The following is a 16,858-nucleotide window of genomic DNA, read 5'->3' on the forward strand; positions in this document are numbered from 1 at the left end:
CTGCGCTCGTGAGCGAAGCGCTGGCGGGCGCACAGGCCCCGCCAGCATCTCCCTATGGCCGCCCGATCACCACCGTTACCGCCCGCCGGTTCTTCGCATAGGCCTCTTCGTCGGATCCGACGGCCGCCGGGCGTTCCTTGCCATAGCTGATCACGGTGATCCTCCCCGGATCGACGCCAAGCGTCGCGAGATAATTTTTCGCAGCATTCGCCCGCCGCTCGCCGAGCGCGATGTTATAATCGCGTGTCCCGCGCTCATCGGCATGCCCCTCCAGCGTCACGCGGACAGCGGGATTGCGCGCAAGCCACGCAGCCTGGCTTTGCAGCGTCGCCATATCCTCGGCATCGACATTATACTGGTCGAACCCGAAGAAGATGCGGTCCGAAGACACATTCGCCACGAAATCCTGCTGCGAACCCGGAACGACACGATCGGTTTCTTCCGGCCCGCAGCACGCGGGCGGCGGCGGCAGGTCCTTCGGCGCCTTCTTGGCACAACCTCCGACCACGAGCATCGCGGCCATCGCACTCATTATAATCGCTTTCTTCGTCATATTTTCCCCCTCATACTGGAGAACCCACCCTCGTCGGTTCCGGAAATCATCTATGTCAGGAACGCGTCCGTGCGAGCGTTTCGGCACGAGCGTCGATTGCGGCAGGGCCGCTGTCACCGACCAGCGCATAGGACATGTCGCCGCGTCGCCAATAGGCGACCGAATGCTCGCCTTCCCGCACGGCGTCGGGCCGTTCGGGCGCCCCTTCGCGTCCGCGCTTGGCAAAGAGCGACAGATGGTCGCCTTCGCCGGTCTTGAGCGCCATCACCAGCGCCGGCCCGCGTTCGGTCGGAAACAGCTGCACGTCGGTGACCTTCCAGTCGGCCGGGACTTCCGGGACCGAAATTCTGGTCGCGCGCCGGATTTCGCGCGCATCGAACTTCGGCGCCTCAAGCTGCGAGACCATGTCAGCCCGCATTCCCGCCACCAGGTGCGACGTCAGCGCGTCATCGACATAGCCGGGCGGTCCCTGGAGTGTCACCAGCAGCATCGCTGCGATTCCCGATGCCGACAATCCTGCCGCCGGTGCCCAGCGCCGCCAGCGCGAGCCCGCGGCCGGCGAACCGCCCCGCATGGCATCGCGTATTCCGCGCGGCAGCGGCTCGCTATCGCGTGCGAGCAGTTGCAGTGCGCTCCGCGTGCCTAGGTCGCCCATCACGCGCGCCGCAAGATCGGGGTGCTCGCGCAGATAGTCTTCGACGGCAAATCGTCCCTCGGTATCGAGCTGCCCGTCGACATAGGCGTCGATCTCCTGATCACTTGGTGCGGCTGTCATCCCGTCCTCCCACGATACGCAGCGCCGGTCCGGCTTGCCGCTCGTCCTGTTGCCTCAGTGCCGCCCGCGCGCGCGCAATTCGCGACATGATTGTTCCCACCGGGACGCCGAGCACGTCGGCGCACTCCTGATAACTCAAACCCTCGATCGCCGTCAGGTGAAGGACGGCGCGGTGATGTTCGGGCAGCGCGGCAAAGCTCCGCGCGATCTCGCCGAGCCGCGCATGATGTTCCTGCGACGCGTCCGTATGCGCGACCTGCATCTCGGCGAAGCGGTCGTTGCGCCGCGCCTCCGCCACCTCGCGCCGCGTTCCCGAGATAAAGACATTGTGGACGATCGCGAACAGCCAGCGCCGCCGGTCGCGTCCCGCCTGATAGGTGGCCTGACGCTCGATCGCGCGAACCAGCGCATCCTGCACCACATCGTCGGCATCGTCGCGATCGCGCGTCAAAGACCGCGCGTAGCGGCGCATCGCCGCGACATCGTCGGCAAAGCCGCTGGATTTTCCCCAACGGATCTTCATGCCGCATATTGCCGGGCGAGTGCCGGATAATGCAAGGCCACATCACGGCCGGCCAGCCGCTCATAGACGCGCGCGACGTCGGCCAGGACCGCATCCCAGCGATAGCGGTCCGCCACCTCTGCCGCTGCCCTGCCCAGCCTGTGACGGCGCGCGGGCTGATCGATCAGCGAAGCGGCGGCGGCGGCATAGGCACCCGGATCCTGCGGCGGGACGAGCAGCCCCGTACGGCCGTGATCGATGAGCGCCGAGGCGCTGTCGACATCGGCGGACACGATGGCGAGGCCCGACGCCATCGCTTCCAGATTGACGTTGCCGAACGCTTCGGTGACGCTGGGGTTGATCAGGATATCGGCGCTGGCGACGGCTTCGCCGAGCGCCGCGCCGTCGAGGAAGCCGAGAAAGGTCACGTTGGGAAGCCGCCGCGCGAGCCAGTCGCGCGCAGGCCCATCGCCGACAACGATCGGGCGCACCCTATGACCGCGCTCACGCAATGCCGCGACCGCCCCGGCAAAGACGTCGAGGCCCTTTTCAAGGACGAGACGCCCGAAGAACAGCGGCACCAAATCGCCCGGCGTATAACCCAAATGCTGCCGGAAGGCCTCGCTGCGCAGCGCCGGCCTGAACGTCGCCGGATCGACCCCGCGCGACCATATCGACACTTTCCCGGGTCCGAACTGCCCGGCCAACGCATCGCGGATCGGGGGCGTCGGTGCCAGAATATGATCGGCATCGCCGTAAAAGCGCGCGAGATAGCGGTCGACAGGACCGCGCAGCAAGCCGAGGCGATAATAGTCGAGGTAGGTTTCGAAACGCGTGTGCAGGCTGGTCACCACCGGGATCCCTGCTGCCCGCGCATAATTCTGCGCTTGCCGCCCGAGGATGTCCGGTGCCGACAGGTGAACGATGCCGGGTGCGAACGCTTCCATATCTTCGCGAGCTGCCTTGGTGAAACCCAGCGCGAGCCGGTATTCGGGGCGTCCCGGAATGCAGGCCGAGCGCACCGGAACGATATCGCCGACCGACGCGAAGGCCTTTTGCGGGGCGACCGGCGAGTAGATGCGCACCGCGGCCCCCGCCTGTTCGAGCAGATAGGCAACGAGACGGTTGAGCGCGCGGTTCGCACCATCGCGGACGCAGTCGTAATTCCCCGAAAACAGCGCGACGCGCAGCCGCCGGGGCGCGGAGGCATGATATTCAGGGGCAATGGGGGAAATGGCAGGGGGAATCTTCGTCATGCGGCGCATACGCCTGCCGAACGGATTCTATTCCATGTGCCATGGACCAACAGGGCCCAGAACTATCCTTCAGACCGATTCCCCGACTGGCGGCGATGTCCGCCGCCGCAACCTCATCCCGGCCATGCGCGATTATATAGCTCCACCGGTCCCGGATATTCGCTCCCGTCGTCTCTTCCGACCTCACGCGCGATCAACGCGTTGACCATGGCATTCAGGCGCAGGATATTGCGCTGTTGACCGGGGTGCGATGCGAGATTGACGAGTTCGTTCGGGTCGGCCTGCGTGTCATACAGCTCAAGGTCGCTATTCCCCGCCAATTGCTTCCAGTTTCGCGGTTGCTGATGATGCTCGGGTGCAAAATAACGGGCGAACTTCCAGCGACCGTCGTGGACGCCGCGGTGCAGGCGGCGGCGTGACAGGTCGAAGCGGTCGGTGAACGGCGCGGTCGCGGGCTGGCCGGCCTTCGGCGCCCAGCCATAGGCCACCGCATAGTTGAACAGATGCCCGCGAATGTCGCGCTCGGTCCGCGCGTCGGGATCGGTCAGCAGCGGCGTCGCGTCGATACCCGGCAGGTCCGGAAAATGCTCTTTTCGCCAGCCCGCATCCTTGCCGCCGAGCGCGAGCAGCGTCGGGGCGATATCGACCGCGCTCATCAGCCGGCGCGAGCGGCGCCCCCCCGGCGCATCGGGGTGGACGATGATCATCGGCACGTTCGTTTCCTCGCGGTAGATCGTGCCGCCCTTTTGCCGCATCCCGTGCGCCCCGGCACGCTCGCCATGGTCGGAGGTATAGACGATGATCGTGTTCTCGAGTTGGCCGCTCGTCTCCAGCGCCCAGAGGAGCTGGCCGATCCGCCGGTCGACATCGCGAATGCAGTTGTAATAATAGTTGCGGAAACGGCGCCACGACGCTTCGTCGCCATGGTCCATCTTTCCGTACGTGCGGACGTTCGATTGCGCGATCGCACGGTGCGCTTCGGGCTTGCCGCTCAGATCGTCGCGATAGAAGCTCTCCGGCAGTTCGAAACCATTATCCTCGGCATAGAGCGGGTCGCCCGGCTCGCGCCGCAGCGGTCCCAGAAGATAGGGATGCGCGCGCGTCTCGGTCTGCTTGCCCGTCGCGTCATAGAACATGATGTCGTGCGGATTGAGCAGGCCGACGACCATGAACCACGGCTTACCCCCGGCCTTGTCGCTCCCCTTGAAGTCGAGGATGCTGCGCGAGGCGTCAGCAGCGATATATTGGTCGTGGCGGTAGCCGTCCCACGTCAGGCCGACCGCCTCGCCGTCGAAGCCGTAATCGTCGAAGCCATATTCTTCCATGGCCTTTTCGGTGGCGGGATAGATCATCCCCGACACCTGGTTCCAGTTCCGCTTCTCGTTGATCGGCGAAAGGTGCCACTTGCCCTTGTAGCTGGTGTAATAGCCCGCCGCGCGCATCATATGGCCGAGCGTCGGCAGGTCGGTCGGCAACACCGGATCGTCGGCGCCGCTCGAATTCAAATAGATGCCCGTGCGCTGGGTATGATGCCCGGTGAAGATGGTCGAACGCGACGGGCTGCACGGGGTCGTCTGGACGTGGTAATTTTCGACGAGCAGCCCGCGCGTCATCAGCTCGCGGTGCCCCGGCAGCTTGTCGAGCAAGCCGGGCGGAAAGCTCGCGATGCTCTGCTCCTGATCGGTGACGATCATCAGGACGTTGAGCTTGCGCCCGTCCACTGCGGACACATTGGCCCGCGCCCCTGATGCCGCGAGCGCCCCGGCACCCCCCATGCCGGCAACGAACGTACGGCGATCAACAGTCCAAACCATCCTGAGCCTTCCTTATCGCGTTCGCCGCCCCGCCTAGAAGCGCAGCACGGCTTCCAGATTGACCGTCCGCGGCGGGTTGATCATCACGACATGGCTGTTCCCGCCGAGTAGCGGCGTGTTGATCGCCTGGCTGAACGTCACCTCGTTGGTCAGGTTGCGCCCGACGAGCGCGAGTTCCCATGCGCCGTCTTCCTTGCGGATCGCGAGGCGCGCATCGAACTTGGTATAGCCCGGCTGCGCGTTCAGCGGGTTCATGTCGCCCTGCAGATAAGAGGTCGACGTGTAATCGGCGGCGCCGCGGGCGCTGACGATCAGGTCGCCGCCCACCGGCACATCGAACTGCACATATCCCGACGCCTTCCATTCGGGCGCACGCGTCAGGCGAATGCCCGAGAGGTTGTTCGTCGCGGGCGTGCAGGTCGATGGTGCGTTGTACAGACACGGCCCGCCCGGATAGTCGTTGTACTTTGCGTCCAGATACGCCCCCGTTGCGCCAAGGCTGACGACCGAGCTCGGCCGGTAGCGTGCCTCGACTTCGACACCCTGCGCGGTTGCCTTGGCGGCGTTGCCGGTGATGAAGGCGGTGCCGTTATACGACGACACCTGCAGATTGGCGAAGCGGGTCCGGAACAGCGCGATATCGAGGTCGAGCTTGCGGTCGAACAGGCGCATCTTGGTGCCGAGTTCCCACGCCCGCGCGCGTTCGTCGTCGAAGTCGAAACGGCCGTTGTTGTTACGGATATTATAAAGCAACAGGCCGTCGTTCGACAGGAAGCCCCCGCCCTTCGTCCCCGTCGCATAGCTGACATAGGCCGACACGGCCGGGCTGAATTCGTAACGAAGGCGGAGCGAATAATCCCAGAGCTTTTCGGTGCGCTCGCCGGTGATGTCGAAATCGAGGTTGTTGGCGGGGATGCGCGGCCCGACATTGATGCTGGTCCCGCGCGCCTCCTTCTTTTCATAGCTGTAGCGCAGGCTGCCGCTGAAGGTCAGCGCATCGGTCAGCTCCGCATCGACGATCGCGAAGGGCGACAGCGACCAGGATTTCTGGGTGAAGCCGCGCGTCCCTTCGGCCTGCGGCAAGGTCGTCCCGACCAGATTGCCGTTGTAGCTGATGAGCTGGAGGATATCGAGATCGGCGTCGGTATAGGTCGCGCCGAACGCAAGGTTGATCCCCGCCGCGACGTCGCGCGAGACGCGCAGTTCCTGGAAGAACTGGCTGCTCTCCTCTGCCTGCAGCGTGTTGAGCAGGTTGATTGGGCCCGGGATGGTGTTGAATGTGCGTTCCGAATCCACAGCCTGGTAAGCGGTGATCGACGCGATCGTCCAGTCGCCAGGGGTCCAGTTGACCGTCATCGCGCCGGTGCGCGACTTGGTGACATCATATTCCTTGGGGAAGCCGCGGCTGAACCGCCAGAAACCGGGCTTGTCCTGCGCTGCGGCGCCGCCGCTGGCGTTGCGGACGATGTTGCAGAGATTGCAGTTCGCGTTGCCGATATTGTTATAGACCGCGTTCGATCCGTTGATCTCGTTGCGGAAACCCTCGACCTTGAGCAGGACCTCGAAATCGTCGCTCGGCTCCCACAGGAGCTGCGCGCGCCCCGACCGGTATTTCGAGCCATTGTCGTCGAACCCGGTCAGCCGGTTTTCGATATAGCCGTCGGCCTGCCCGGCGCCGCCACTCACGCGCAAGCTCAGCGTGTCGCTGATCGGCCCCGACAGGAAACCGCTGAAATTCATGCCGCCTTCGGCCAGTTCGGTACCGGCGCGGAACTCCGCCTCGAAATCGCGCGTCGGGCGGCGCGTCACCATGCTGATCGCGCCGGCATTGGTGTTCTTGCCGAACAGCGCGCCCTGCGGACCGCGAACGACCTCGATCCGCTCGACGTCGAGGAACGGCACCTGCAGCGATCGCGCGCGGCTCGAATAGACGCCATCGACGAACAGCCCGACCGACTGTTCGAACGCGAGATTGTTCGCGCCCGACCCGAGCCCGCGGATGGTGATCGCGTAATTGCCGTTGGTGTTGTCGATCTGGAGGTTGGGAACCGACGACTGGAGGTCGGTGAACAGGCGCTGGCCCTGCTGCTCGATCGCGGCGCCCGTGACGACACCCACCGAGATCGGCACTTCCTGCAGCGTCTGCGGACGGCGCGAGGCGGTGACGATGATGTCCTCATTGCCCGCATCGGTCGCGCCCGCTGCCTCGGCTTCCTGCGCCGCCGCCGGAACGGCAGCAACCATCATCAGGGTTCCGGTGGCAAGTGCCGTCATGGCTCGGTGGTGGCGTGTCATCCCTCTCTCCCTCGTTCGCAGCCACCGTCCGGAAGACGCATCTGCGCTTCTCGACTCCATGGCCTTTCCTATTATGTATCAACTGATATATTTTGAGGCGGCGGAAATCAATAGTATTCTAAGTATTTTTGGGAGGCTATCGAAAACCTGAAATTCTGCCGGAAATCGGATGTTTGCCAACCGGCAGGCATTTGCTTTACCCACAGCAGGTCGGTTGCAGCAGCGCATTGAGGTGGATCATGACGATGGGAGATTCGGTCGAAGGGTCCAGTGCGCAACCCGGACGGGACGCGGTGTCGAACATGTCGCGCAAGGGTGACCAATCGCGCCAACGCATATTGGAGGCAGCGCTGATCGAGTTCGGGGCAGCGGGCTTCAAGTCCGCAACCACGCGCCGCATCGCCGAACGCGCGAAGACCACGCTTCCGCCGCTGAACTATTATTTCGGCAACAAGGAAGGGCTATATCGCGCGTGCGCCGAAGAGATTGTGGCGCGCTATGGGCAATCGACGCAGGACGCCGTTGCACGCGCCCGGCGGACCATCGAGACGCCTTCGGGGCCGGAGGAGGCGCGCGAAACGCTCAAATATCTGATGGCGGCGTCGGTCGAACTGATACTCGGCAGCGACGCCTATATATTGGGCAACGGAATCATCGCCCGCGAATTGGCCGAGCCGGGGCCGGCCTTCGAGATTTTCTATAATCGCTTGTGGTTACCGGGCATCGAGCGGAACTCGCGCCTGATTTCCCTGATCAAGTCCGAACCCGCAGTTTCAGCCGAAACGCGCATGCAGGCAATCCTGCTCGTATCGAGCCTCCCCTCCCTCCACACCCGACGGGCCGTCGCGCAAAGGGCGATGGAATGGTCCAAGATCGGCGAGGAAGAACTGCGCCTCATCACGCGGACGCTGCACCGGCAAATCGACCATCTCTAGATTGGAACAGGGCCGCGCGACCTATTGCGGAATCTCGACATGCCCGCCGAACCCGGCGCGCATGGCCGAGAGCAGTTTTTCGCCGAACGTGTTGTCGGTGCGCGAGCGGAAACGCGCGAGTAGCGCCGCCGAAAGGACGTAGGCGGGCACCGCCTCTTCCATCGCGGCGTCGATCGTCCATCGCCCTTCACCGCTGTCGTTGACCTTCCCGCTATACTGCGAAAGTTCCGGGTTCCCGGCTAGCGCCGCGGCCGAAAGGTCGAGGAGCCACGAGGAGATCACCGACCCCCGGCGCCAGACTTCGGCGATGTCGGTGAGGTTGAGATCATATCGTTCTTCGGGCGGCAGCCGGTCGGCATTCTTGCCGCGCAGGATATCGAACCCTTCGGCGTAGGCCGCCATCAGCCCATATTCGATGCCGTTGTGGACCATCTTGACGAAATGCCCCGCCCCCGCCGGGCCGGCGTGAATATAGCCCTTTTCCGCGCGGCCATCATATTCTGGCCGGCTGCGTCCCGGCGTCCGGGGGATCGTTCCATATCCGGGCGCGAGCGCATCGAAAATCGGGTCGAGCCGGTCGATCACCCGCGCTTCGCCCCCGATCATCATGCAGTAGCCGCGCTCGGCGCCCCAGATACCGCCCGAAGTCCCGACATCGATATAGTCGATACCAAGCGCTTGAAGCTCGGCTGCGCGCCGCACATCATCCTTGTAGAAGCTGTTGCCGCCATCGATCACGACGTCGCCGGCATCGAGACGCAGCGACAGGCCCCCGATGGTCTCCTCGGTTGGATCGCCGGCCGGCAGCATGACCCAGACCGCCCGCGGCGGCACGAGCCGTTCAACCAGTTCGTCGAGTGAAGCGGCGCCGACGGCACCCGCCGCGACCAGTTCCGCGACCGCGCCCTCGTTTCGGTCGAAAACGACGGCCTGATGGCCAGCCTGCAAGAGGCGCCGCGCAATATTGCCGCCCATCCGTCCAAGTCCGACGATCGCGATCTGCATAGGGCATGGCCTCCTTTACGGGATTGGTGTCCCTTCCCTATCGCACTTCGCGCCCGGCGGGCAATTGTGCCGCGGCCGCGTGTGATATCACGGGAGCCACCGCCGATTAGAGGGTCTTGATATGCCCTCGCAGGCTGTCGAATTGCGCGGCGACGTGCCGGGCATAGGGCAATCCGCTGTCGCGGATCACAAGATCGCCTTCATTCCAATCGATAACACCGCGCTTTTCATAGTCCCTGAGAGCATTTTGAACCAGCACACGGCTGTGGGGCGCGAGATGGGTGCGGCCATTGCAGAGAATATCGCGGATATGCCCCGCCCTCGCCCGCTGTTCCTGAGGGACCTCGACCCCGCGAACCGCCGCGAGGCGGCCATCGTTCACCAGGTCGCGATAAGGACCGGCGCGCTTCTCGTTCTGCACGATAAGATCGGGAAAGCGGCTGATCGCGCTGGCACCGAAGCCCAGCAGGACGGGGGCGCTGTCGCTGGTGAAGCCCTGGAAATTGCGGTTCACCCGCCCTTCGCGCGCCGCGATCGCGAGGGGGTCGTCGGGCCGCGCAAAATGGTCGAACCCCACCGGGACATAGCCCGCATCGGTCAGGCGCTGGTACCCGAGTTCGGCCTGTTCGAAGCGCAGCCGCTGATCCGGAAGGTTGGTCGCATCGATCCGCCGCTGGCGCGGGATCATGTCGGGAAGATGCGCGTAGCCGAACAGCGCGATCCGGCTCGGCGCAAGGCGGATCGTCTCGTCGAGCGTGGCGTCGAGGTCGGCGAGCGTCTGCCCCGGCAATCCGTACATCAGGTCGAAATTGATCGCGTCGATGTCGCGGAGGCGCAGCGCCGCAACGACGCGTTCGATATGCGAGAGCGGCTGGATCCGTCCGATCGCCTGCTGGACATGCGGCGCGAAGGTTTGCACGCCAAGGCTAACGCGCGTGACATGTGCGGCGGCGAGCACGAGCGCCCATTCGGCCGAAAAGCCGCGCGGATCGAGTTCGATCGAAACTTCGGGCCGGTGCGCGTCGAAAACGGTCAGGATGCGGTCGAGCAGGCGCACCAGTTCGACCGGCGCGATGGCATTGGGGCTGCCGCCGCCGAACGCAATGCTCTGCACCCGTCCGCGCCCGCCCAGTCGCTTTGCAACGAGCGCGATCTCCGCCCGCAAGGCCGTCAGATAGTCGGCCAGCCGCTGCTTGCGCCCCGCGGCGCCAGTGTTGCAACCGCAATACCAGCAGATTTGCTCGCAGAAGGGGATATGGACATAGAGCGAGATCGGCGTTGCCGCCTCGATCGCATCGAGCGAGCGCGCATAGGCATCCGCGCCGACATCGTCGGTAAACTCCATCGCGGTGGGATAGCTGGTGTAGCGCGGCACCGGCTGGGCGAGCAGATCGGGATGATAGGACCACATGAGAAGCGTCCTACGTCCGCGATCCGCCAACAACATTGACCGGGATCAACGTCCGGCGTCAGCAGCAATCCTTTTTGACGCCGCCCGATTTTCCGCGCCGGTCTGTGACCGCATGGCATGCCTTGGCACAATCGCGGCGCTGCGCGGGATCGGCGGGATCGCCCGGGACCATCGTCCGGTGCGCCGCGCCGCCACAGGACGGGAGCGTCAGTACCCGCGCCTCGACAGCGACCGGCGGCTGCATCAGCGCCAGCGCACCCATCGCGACAAGGAACCGGGACGCAGTCATGGCTTTCCACCCTCTTCTTCTTCGACAAAGATACGCAGCGCGGCACCGTCGAGATCGTCGAACTGCCCCCGGCGGAGCGACCAGAAAAAGGCCGCGAGGCCAAGCAGGCCGAGTCCGAGTGCGATCGGGATCAGGAAAATCAGCCCGTTCACCGGATCGCCCTTTTCAGCCGCAACGCGTTGCCGACGACGATCAGCGACGACCCCGACATCGCGATCGCCGCAACGAGCGGGGTCACGAAACCGAGGAAGGCGAGCGGCACCGCGACGATATTATAACCGATCGCGAGGATGAAATTCTGCCGTACGATCGCCTGCGTCCGCCGCGCCATCCGCACCGTCTGGACGACCGGCATCATCCGGTCGCCGAGGAAGATGCAGTCGGCGGCATTCTTGCCGACGTCGCTCGCCGACCCCGGTGCCATCGACGCATGGCCCGCCGCGAGTGCGGGTCCGTCGTTGAGGCCGTCGCCGATCATCAGCACCTTGCGGCCCAGCGCGGACTGCCTTTCGATCGCCTCGAGCTTTTGCTGCGGGCTCATCCCCGTCTGCGCCGTCAGCCCGAGTTCGCGTGCAACCGGTGCGACGGCGTCGGCGCGGTCGCCCGACAGGATCATGGCGTCGATGCCCTCACCGCGCAGGGCGTGGATCGTTTCGCCAGCGTCCGGACGCAGCCGGTCGGCGAAACAGATCGTCGCGACCGGCCGGCCATCGACCGTCAGTTCGGTCGCGAGCGCATCGCCAAGATCGGCGCGCTGCGGCCGGCCCAGCGTGACGACGACGCCCGCGCACCGCGCCTCGACCCCGAAACCCGGCGTTTCGCGGACGGAAGTCACTTCGGCAGGACGGACGTCGAGTGCCTGCAGGCCGCGCGTCAACGCCTCGCTGAGCGGGTGGCGGCTGGCCTGCGCCAGCGCGAGCGCCAGCGGCTTCACACCATTGTCGAGCCGGTCGAGGTCGATCGCTTCGGGACGCCCCAGCGTCAGCGTCCCCGTCTTGTCGACGAACGCGCGATCGACTTCGGCGAGCCGTTCGAGCGCCGATCCGTCCTTGATCAGCACCCCTGCGCGCATCAATTCGCCGGCCGCGACGATCTGCGCCGCGGGCACTGCGAGCCCGAGCGCGCACGGGCAGGTAATGATCAGCACGGCTGCCGCGATCAGCAGGCTATGATGCCACCCCGCCCCCGCGATCATCCAGCCCGCGAAAGCCATCAGCGCGAGGCAATGCACCGCGGGCGCGTAGAGCCGCGCGGCGCGGTCGGCGATGCGGACATAGCGCGACTTGCCCTGCGCCGCCTCGCCCATCAGCCGTGCGATGTCGGCGATCGCGGTATCTGCGCCCGCCGCCGTCACGCGCACACGCAACGGCGCATCGAGATTGAGCGTCCCCGCGTGGACGCGGTCGTCGGGATGGACGCGTTGCGGCGCGCTTTCACCCGTCAGCAGCGACAGGTCGATCTGGCTCTCGCCCCCGACCACGACGCCATCGGCGGCAAGCCGCTCACCCGCCGCGACAAGCATCGTCATGGCGGGTTCCAGTGCAGTCGCATCGACCCAGCGGGTCCGCCCGTCGTCGCCGATCACCATCGCGCCCGTCCCCATGTTGCGCAGCAGTGCGGTTACCCCGCCGCGCGCGCGGTCGCGCATCACGCTGTCGAGCCAGCGGCCGCACAGCAGGAAGAAAAGTAGCATCGCCGCGCCGTCGAAATAGGCGTGCGGGCCGCTCGTCGCGGTTTCGTAGAGACTGATGGCACAAACGAGCGCGACGCCGATGCTGATCGGCACGTCCATATTGGTCCCGCCGTGGCGCAGCGCGCGCCACGCCGAGCGGAAAAAGGGCCGACCGGCATAGGCAACGGTCGGCAGAGAAATCGCCGCCGACAGCCAGTGGAACAGGTCGCGCGTGGCCCCCGTCGCGCCCGACCACACCGACACCGACAGCAGCATGATGTTCATCATCGCAAAGCCCGACACCGCGACCGCGCGCAGCAGTTCGCGGCTCGTCTCGGCCTCGGCATCGGCTTCGCCGGGCCCGTCGCCGATCGGATGCGCTTCGAACCCCAAGTTCGAAAAGGCGCCGATCAGGTCGGGCATTTCAGTGTCGGGCATGTACGACAGATGTACGCGCTTTTCGGTGAAGTTGACGCGCGCGGCGGCGATACGCTTATCGCGCACCAAGCCCTGCTCAAGCTTGGCGATGCACCCCGCGCAGCGGATATCGGGAACCGCGAAGTCGCGCTCGATCAACGCGGCGGCACTCATTTCACATCCTTCCGGTAACGCGCTTCGTCCGAACCGTGCCGGACGATGAGGTCGAGCCGCCAGCGCCCTACCGCCAGCGGCTCGACAGAGCGCAGCACGCCACCCGCCGCCGGCTCGAAACGAAGTGCGGCGGGTGCGGTGCGCCCAACCGGGTGATTGACCGTCGCCGACACACCAAGGCCCGCGAGCGGCTCGCCGCCCTTGCGGACGGTCAGCAACACGTGCCGCGTGGAATCGAGGCTGACGCTCTCGTCCCAGCCCAGCCGGTCCTGCGCTTCGGCGCGCCGCAGCCACTCGTTATAGTGCTGGCTGGCGACATAGCTGTTTTCGACCACCTTGCCGCCAAAGGTCGACATGGCGAAGCGTGCCATCGTGAAATTGACCGCGATGACCACCGCGAAGAATACGACGAGGATCGCCGCCATATGCCGGCCAGTGAAGGCTTTGGGTTTGTGCCTGTCGGTCATTGTCCTGTCTCCGGGCGGTCGAACTGGATGATGTCGCTGTCGCCGCGCGGATCGCCGTCGAGGCCGCGCGTGCTGATCGTGAAGTCCTGCCGCGCTGGTCCCGCTCCCGGCGCCGCGATGAAGAGCTTGAGGCGCGCGACGCTGTCGGGTGAGAGCGTCAGCCTGATCTCTTGCCCCGCGCCCTCTCGCGTGCCGCCTTCGGTCCAGACCGCCGCGCCCGGAAGCCCGCTGACCGTCACCGCTACGCGGCGCGGGCGCGTTTCCATGTTGCGCAGCTTCAGCGTGTAATTGTTGCGGACATGCCCGTCGGACAGCTGGACATAGAGCGGGCTGCGTTCGTGCTGGACGGCGAGGTCGAGCCGCGTACGCTGGCCGAGCGAAAAGAGCATCGCTGCACCGATCGCGATCCACACGCCGAAATAGATCAGGGTGCGTGGCCGGGTCAGCGTCTTGCGGATCGGTTGCCCGGTGCCGCCGGATTTTTCGGTCGCGGCATCGTCGAGCGTGCAATAATCGATCAGCCCGCGCGGACGGCCGACCTGTGCCATCACCCCGTCGCACGCATCGATACAGAGCGCACAGGTGATGCAGCCGATCTGCGGCCCTTCGCGAATGTCGATCCCCGTCGGACAGACCGCTACACACTGGTTGCAGTCGATGCAGTCGCCGAATGCGCCCGGATGCGCCTGCGCTTTCTTTACGCTGCCGCGCGGTTCGCCGCGCCAGTCCTTATAGGTCACCAGCAGCGATTTTTCGTCCATCATCGCGGTCTGGATACGCGGCCAGGGGCACATATAGACGCACACCTGTTCGCGCAGGAAGCCGCCGAGGACGAAGGTCGTCGCGGTGAGGACCGCGACCGTGCCATAAGCCACGAGCGCCGCCTGCCCGGTCCAGAAATCCGCCGTCAGCGTCGGCGCATCGGCAAAATACATGATCCATGCGCCGCCGGTCCAGAAGGCAATGGCGAGGTAGATCAGATATTTGAGCCCGCGCTTTGCTATCTTCTCGAACGTCCATGGCCCCTTGGCCAGCCGGACCTGCGCGTTGCGGTCGCCGTCGACCAGCCGGTCGACATGCTGGAACAGGTCGGTCCACACCGTCTGCGGGCAGGCATAGCCACACCAGGCGCGCCCGACCGCGCTGGTGACGAGGAACAGGCCGATTCCCGCCATGATGAGCAGGCCGGCCACATAGTAAAATTCATGCGGCCAGATTTCGATCTGGAACATGTAGAACCGCCGGTTTGCAAGGTCGACGAGCACCGCCTGGTCGGGCGCATAGGGGCCGCGATCCCAGCGGATCCACGGCGTCCCGTAATAGATCGCGAGCGTGACCGCCATGATCGCCCACTTAAAGCGGCGGAAGGGACCGTTGACCGCCTTCGGGTAAACGCCCTTCCGCGCTTCGTAGAGCGGCGCGGGCTGGCCGGCGAGGTCCTCAGGGCTGGCCATCGGCTCCCTGCCCTTCAACTGCTCCCTCGTTCGCAGGCGCGAGACCCTTCTCGCCGCCGCCCAGCGAATAGACATAGGCCGACAGCATCTTGATCGTCACCGGATCGAGCCGGTTGTTCCAGCGCGGCATCACGCCGTTGCGCGGCTGGTTCACCGTAGCGGTCAGGCTGTCGCGGTCGCCGCCATAGAGCCAGATGGCGTCGGTCAGCTTCGGCGCGCCGAACTGGCGGCCGCCCTCGCCGCCCGCACCGTGGCAGACCGCGCAATTGTCCGCGAACAGCGTCGCGCCGCGCGCCGACGACGCGCTCGCCTTTTCCTGGCCGCTGATCGTGCGCACGAAGCTGACGACATCGCCAATCTGCGCCGCATCGAGAATGCCGTCGCGGCCAAAGGCGGGCATCAGGCTGGTGCGTGTCGCCTTGTGGTCGGGATTCCGGATCCCGTGCGTGACCGTATATTCGATGGCCGCAAGGTCGCCGCCCCACAACCAGTCGTCGTCGGTCAGGCTGGGATAAAGATTCATCACACCCGCGCCGCCCGCGCCATGGCATTGGACGCAATGGACGCGAAATGCCGCGCCGCCGCCCTGTACCGCCGCCTGCATCAGTTCGGGCTTCGCCGGCAGGTCGGCGATCGCGGTTGCCGCTATGGCACGCACCGTCGGCGCGCGGCGTTTCGCGTCAGCCGCCATTTCCTTTTCGAGGTCGCCGCGGCTCGACCAGCCCAGCACGCCCTCGGTCGCGCTGTTGACGAGCGGCCAGGCCGGATAGAGCACGACATAAGCCAGCCCCCAGACGATCGTGGCGTAGAAGGTCCACAGCCACCAGCGCGGCATCGGCGTGTCGAGTTCCTCGATACCGTCCCACTCGTGACCGACCGTGCTCGTGCCGGTCGCTTCGTCGATGCGTTTCTGCTCAGCCATGCTCGTCGTCCTTGAAGATCATGTTCGCGGCTTCGTCGTTGCGCGCGCGCGCGCTCGGCCGGAACGGCCAGGCGATGAGGGTGAGGAACAGCAGGGTCATGGCGAGCAGCCCCCAGCTGTCTGCAAAATGCCTGAGGTCGTTGTAGGTCATCGCCCCGCCTCCGTTTCGGACGGGCGTTCCTGCGGCGCCGCCTTGTCGACATCGACCAGCGTGCCGAGCATCTGCAGATAGGCGATCAGCGCATCCATTTCGGTCACGCGGTCGGGATTGCCGTCGAAATCGCGCTCCTGCGCCTTCGGGTAGCGTTTCCGGAGGTCGCCCGCGCCGGCATCGGGGTCGGCCTGCGCCTTGATGTCGTCGTTCGCCTTGGCGATGTCGGCCTTCGTATAGGGCACACCGACGCGGTAGAGCGCGGTCAGGTCGTTCGCCATGTCGCCCGTCTGGAGATCGCGTTCGGCGAGGAAGGCATAGGGCGGCATGATCGATTCGGGCACGACGCTGCGCGGGTCGATCAGATGCGCCTTGTGCCATTCGTCCGAATAGCGGCCGCCGACGCGCGCAAGGTCTGGCCCGGTGCGTTTCGACCCCCACTGGAACGGGTGGTCGTACATGCTCTCGGCGGCGAGGCTGTAGTGGCCATAGCGCTCGACCTCGTCGCGGAACGGACGGATCATCTGGCTGTGACAGGTGTAGCAGCCCTCACGCATATAGATGTTGCGTCCGGCGAGTTCGAGGGGGGTGTAAGGCCGCATCCCCTCGACCTTCTCGACCGTGTTGTCGATCCAGAAGAGCGGCGCGATCTCGACAATACCGCCGATCGTGACGGTGAGCAGCGCGAGCGCGCCGAGCAACGTCACGTTGCGCTCGATCTTCTTGTGGCTGAAGCCCTTTTTGGCGGGTTTGGTGGCCATGCTCC

The 16,858-nt window shown here is 65.5% G+C and carries 17 protein-coding genes; 1 reads left to right on the forward strand and 16 read right to left on the reverse strand.

Going from position 1 to position 16,858, the window contains the following annotated elements:
- Positions 1-52: 52 nt before the first annotated feature.
- The 6 genes from pal to VGN62_RS16540 form a co-directional block, all read right to left on the reverse strand.
- On the reverse strand, positions 53-532 hold the full coding sequence (gene pal, locus VGN62_RS16515; RefSeq protein ID WP_414713294.1) for a peptidoglycan-associated lipoprotein Pal: 480 nt from the start codon (positions 530-532) through the stop codon (positions 53-55).
- A gap of 76 nt (positions 533-608) precedes the next feature.
- Positions 609-1,328: an anti-sigma factor gene (locus VGN62_RS16520; RefSeq protein WP_327455867.1), complete on the reverse strand. Its 720-nt coding sequence runs from the start codon at positions 1,326-1,328 to the stop codon at positions 609-611.
- Positions 1,309-1,851 carry a sigma-70 family RNA polymerase sigma factor gene (locus VGN62_RS16525; protein ID WP_327455869.1) on the reverse strand — a complete coding sequence of 181 codons (543 nt, stop codon included), beginning with the start codon at positions 1,849-1,851 and terminating at the stop codon, positions 1,309-1,311. Before VGN62_RS16525 ends, VGN62_RS16520 begins: the two co-directional genes overlap by 20 nt.
- Positions 1,848-3,086 (reverse strand): glycosyltransferase family 1 protein, encoded by a 1,239-nt coding sequence (locus VGN62_RS16530; RefSeq protein ID WP_327455871.1) that lies wholly within the window; start codon positions 3,084-3,086, stop codon positions 1,848-1,850. The genes VGN62_RS16525 and VGN62_RS16530 overlap by 4 nt, the downstream gene beginning before the upstream one ends.
- A 113-nt stretch (positions 3,087-3,199) precedes the next feature.
- Positions 3,200-4,900 (reverse strand): sulfatase-like hydrolase/transferase, encoded by a 1,701-nt coding sequence (locus tag VGN62_RS16535; RefSeq protein WP_327455873.1) that lies wholly within the window; start codon positions 4,898-4,900, stop codon positions 3,200-3,202.
- Positions 4,901-4,933: 33 nt separating this feature from the next.
- Positions 4,934-7,195 carry a TonB-dependent receptor gene (locus tag VGN62_RS16540; RefSeq protein ID WP_327455875.1) on the reverse strand — a complete coding sequence of 754 codons (2,262 nt, stop codon included), beginning with the start codon at positions 7,193-7,195 and terminating at the stop codon, positions 4,934-4,936.
- A 239-nt stretch (positions 7,196-7,434) separates the two neighbouring features.
- On the opposite strand from VGN62_RS16540, the gene VGN62_RS16545 reads away from it, so the two are divergent.
- The gene (locus tag VGN62_RS16545) at positions 7,435-8,130 is read left to right on the forward strand and encodes a CerR family C-terminal domain-containing protein (protein WP_327455877.1); all 696 of its coding nucleotides are present in this window, start codon (positions 7,435-7,437) and stop codon (positions 8,128-8,130) included.
- Positions 8,131-8,151: 21 nt separating this feature from the next.
- On the opposite strand, the gene gnd is transcribed toward VGN62_RS16545, so the two are convergent.
- The 10 genes from gnd to ccoO form a co-directional block, all read right to left on the reverse strand.
- Positions 8,152-9,135, reverse strand: a complete 984-nt coding sequence (gnd, locus tag VGN62_RS16550) for a phosphogluconate dehydrogenase (NAD(+)-dependent, decarboxylating) (RefSeq protein ID WP_327455879.1) — start codon at positions 9,133-9,135, stop codon at positions 8,152-8,154.
- Between the two features lie 106 nt (positions 9,136-9,241).
- On the reverse strand, positions 9,242-10,546 hold the full coding sequence (gene hemN / locus VGN62_RS16555) for an oxygen-independent coproporphyrinogen III oxidase (RefSeq protein WP_327455881.1): 1,305 nt from the start codon (positions 10,544-10,546) through the stop codon (positions 9,242-9,244).
- Positions 10,547-10,604: 58 nt separating this feature from the next.
- Entirely contained in the window at positions 10,605-10,835 is a 231-nt protein-coding gene (locus VGN62_RS16560) for a hypothetical protein (protein ID WP_327455883.1), read from the reverse strand.
- Positions 10,832-10,987 (reverse strand): cbb3-type cytochrome oxidase assembly protein CcoS, encoded by a 156-nt coding sequence (ccoS, locus tag VGN62_RS16565; RefSeq protein ID WP_327455885.1) that lies wholly within the window; start codon positions 10,985-10,987, stop codon positions 10,832-10,834. The genes VGN62_RS16560 and ccoS overlap by 4 nt, the downstream gene beginning before the upstream one ends.
- A complete protein-coding gene (locus tag VGN62_RS16570) occupies positions 10,984-13,098 on the reverse strand; it encodes a heavy metal translocating P-type ATPase (RefSeq protein ID WP_327455887.1) in 2,115 nt (704 codons plus the stop codon). The genes ccoS and VGN62_RS16570 overlap by 4 nt, the downstream gene beginning before the upstream one ends.
- Positions 13,095-13,565, reverse strand: a complete 471-nt coding sequence (locus tag VGN62_RS16575) for a FixH family protein (protein ID WP_327455889.1) — start codon at positions 13,563-13,565, stop codon at positions 13,095-13,097. Before VGN62_RS16575 ends, VGN62_RS16570 begins: the two co-directional genes overlap by 4 nt.
- On the reverse strand, positions 13,562-15,019 hold the full coding sequence (ccoG, locus tag VGN62_RS16580; protein WP_327455891.1) for a cytochrome c oxidase accessory protein CcoG: 1,458 nt from the start codon (positions 15,017-15,019) through the stop codon (positions 13,562-13,564). Before ccoG ends, VGN62_RS16575 begins: the two co-directional genes overlap by 4 nt.
- Positions 15,006-15,941: a cytochrome-c oxidase, cbb3-type subunit III gene (ccoP, locus tag VGN62_RS16585; RefSeq protein WP_327455893.1), complete on the reverse strand. Its 936-nt coding sequence runs from the start codon at positions 15,939-15,941 to the stop codon at positions 15,006-15,008. Before ccoP ends, ccoG begins: the two co-directional genes overlap by 14 nt.
- Positions 15,934-16,092: a cbb3-type cytochrome c oxidase subunit 3 gene (locus VGN62_RS16590; RefSeq protein ID WP_327455895.1), complete on the reverse strand. Its 159-nt coding sequence runs from the start codon at positions 16,090-16,092 to the stop codon at positions 15,934-15,936. Before VGN62_RS16590 ends, ccoP begins: the two co-directional genes overlap by 8 nt.
- Positions 16,089-16,853, reverse strand: coding sequence for a cytochrome-c oxidase, cbb3-type subunit II (gene ccoO / locus VGN62_RS16595; RefSeq protein ID WP_327455898.1), 765 nt, complete (start codon positions 16,851-16,853; stop codon positions 16,089-16,091). Before ccoO ends, VGN62_RS16590 begins: the two co-directional genes overlap by 4 nt.
- Positions 16,854-16,858: the final 5 nt, after the last annotated feature.

Source organism: Sphingopyxis sp. (genome assembly GCF_035998905.1).
Classification (GTDB): Bacteria; Pseudomonadota; Alphaproteobacteria; order Sphingomonadales; family Sphingomonadaceae; genus Sphingopyxis.

Bases quoted from the DNA above. Each gene is read 5' to 3' on its own strand.
- VGN62_RS16560 (WP_327455883.1), bottom strand. From the start codon at position 10,835: ATGACTGCGTCCCGGTTCCTTGTCGCGATGGGTGCGCTGGCGCTGATG.
- ccoG (WP_327455891.1), bottom strand. From the start codon at position 15,019: ATGGCCAGCCCTGAGGACCTCGCCGGCCAGCCCGCGCCGCTCTACGAA.
- pal (WP_414713294.1), bottom strand. From the start codon at position 532: ATGAGTGCGATGGCCGCGATGCTCGTGGTCGGAGGTTGTGCCAAGAAG.
- hemN (WP_327455881.1), bottom strand. From the start codon at position 10,546: ATGTGGTCCTATCATCCCGATCTGCTCGCCCAGCCGGTGCCGCGCTAC.
- VGN62_RS16540 (WP_327455875.1), bottom strand. From the start codon at position 7,195: ATGACACGCCACCACCGAGCCATGACGGCACTTGCCACCGGAACCCTG.
- VGN62_RS16545 (WP_327455877.1), top strand. From the start codon at position 7,435: ATGACGATGGGAGATTCGGTCGAAGGGTCCAGTGCGCAACCCGGACGG.
- VGN62_RS16520 (WP_327455867.1), bottom strand. From the start codon at position 1,328: ATGACAGCCGCACCAAGTGATCAGGAGATCGACGCCTATGTCGACGGG.
- VGN62_RS16575 (WP_327455889.1), bottom strand. From the start codon at position 13,565: ATGACCGACAGGCACAAACCCAAAGCCTTCACTGGCCGGCATATGGCG.
- ccoO (WP_327455898.1), bottom strand. From the start codon at position 16,853: ATGGCCACCAAACCCGCCAAAAAGGGCTTCAGCCACAAGAAGATCGAG.
- VGN62_RS16590 (WP_327455895.1), bottom strand. From the start codon at position 16,092: ATGACCTACAACGACCTCAGGCATTTTGCAGACAGCTGGGGGCTGCTC.
- ccoP (WP_327455893.1), bottom strand. From the start codon at position 15,941: ATGGCTGAGCAGAAACGCATCGACGAAGCGACCGGCACGAGCACGGTC.
- VGN62_RS16530 (WP_327455871.1), bottom strand. From the start codon at position 3,086: ATGACGAAGATTCCCCCTGCCATTTCCCCCATTGCCCCTGAATATCAT.
- VGN62_RS16570 (WP_327455887.1), bottom strand. From the start codon at position 13,098: ATGAGTGCCGCCGCGTTGATCGAGCGCGACTTCGCGGTTCCCGATATC.
- gnd (WP_327455879.1), bottom strand. From the start codon at position 9,135: ATGCAGATCGCGATCGTCGGACTTGGACGGATGGGCGGCAATATTGCG.
- VGN62_RS16525 (WP_327455869.1), bottom strand. From the start codon at position 1,851: ATGAAGATCCGTTGGGGAAAATCCAGCGGCTTTGCCGACGATGTCGCG.
- VGN62_RS16535 (WP_327455873.1), bottom strand. From the start codon at position 4,900: ATGGTTTGGACTGTTGATCGCCGTACGTTCGTTGCCGGCATGGGGGGT.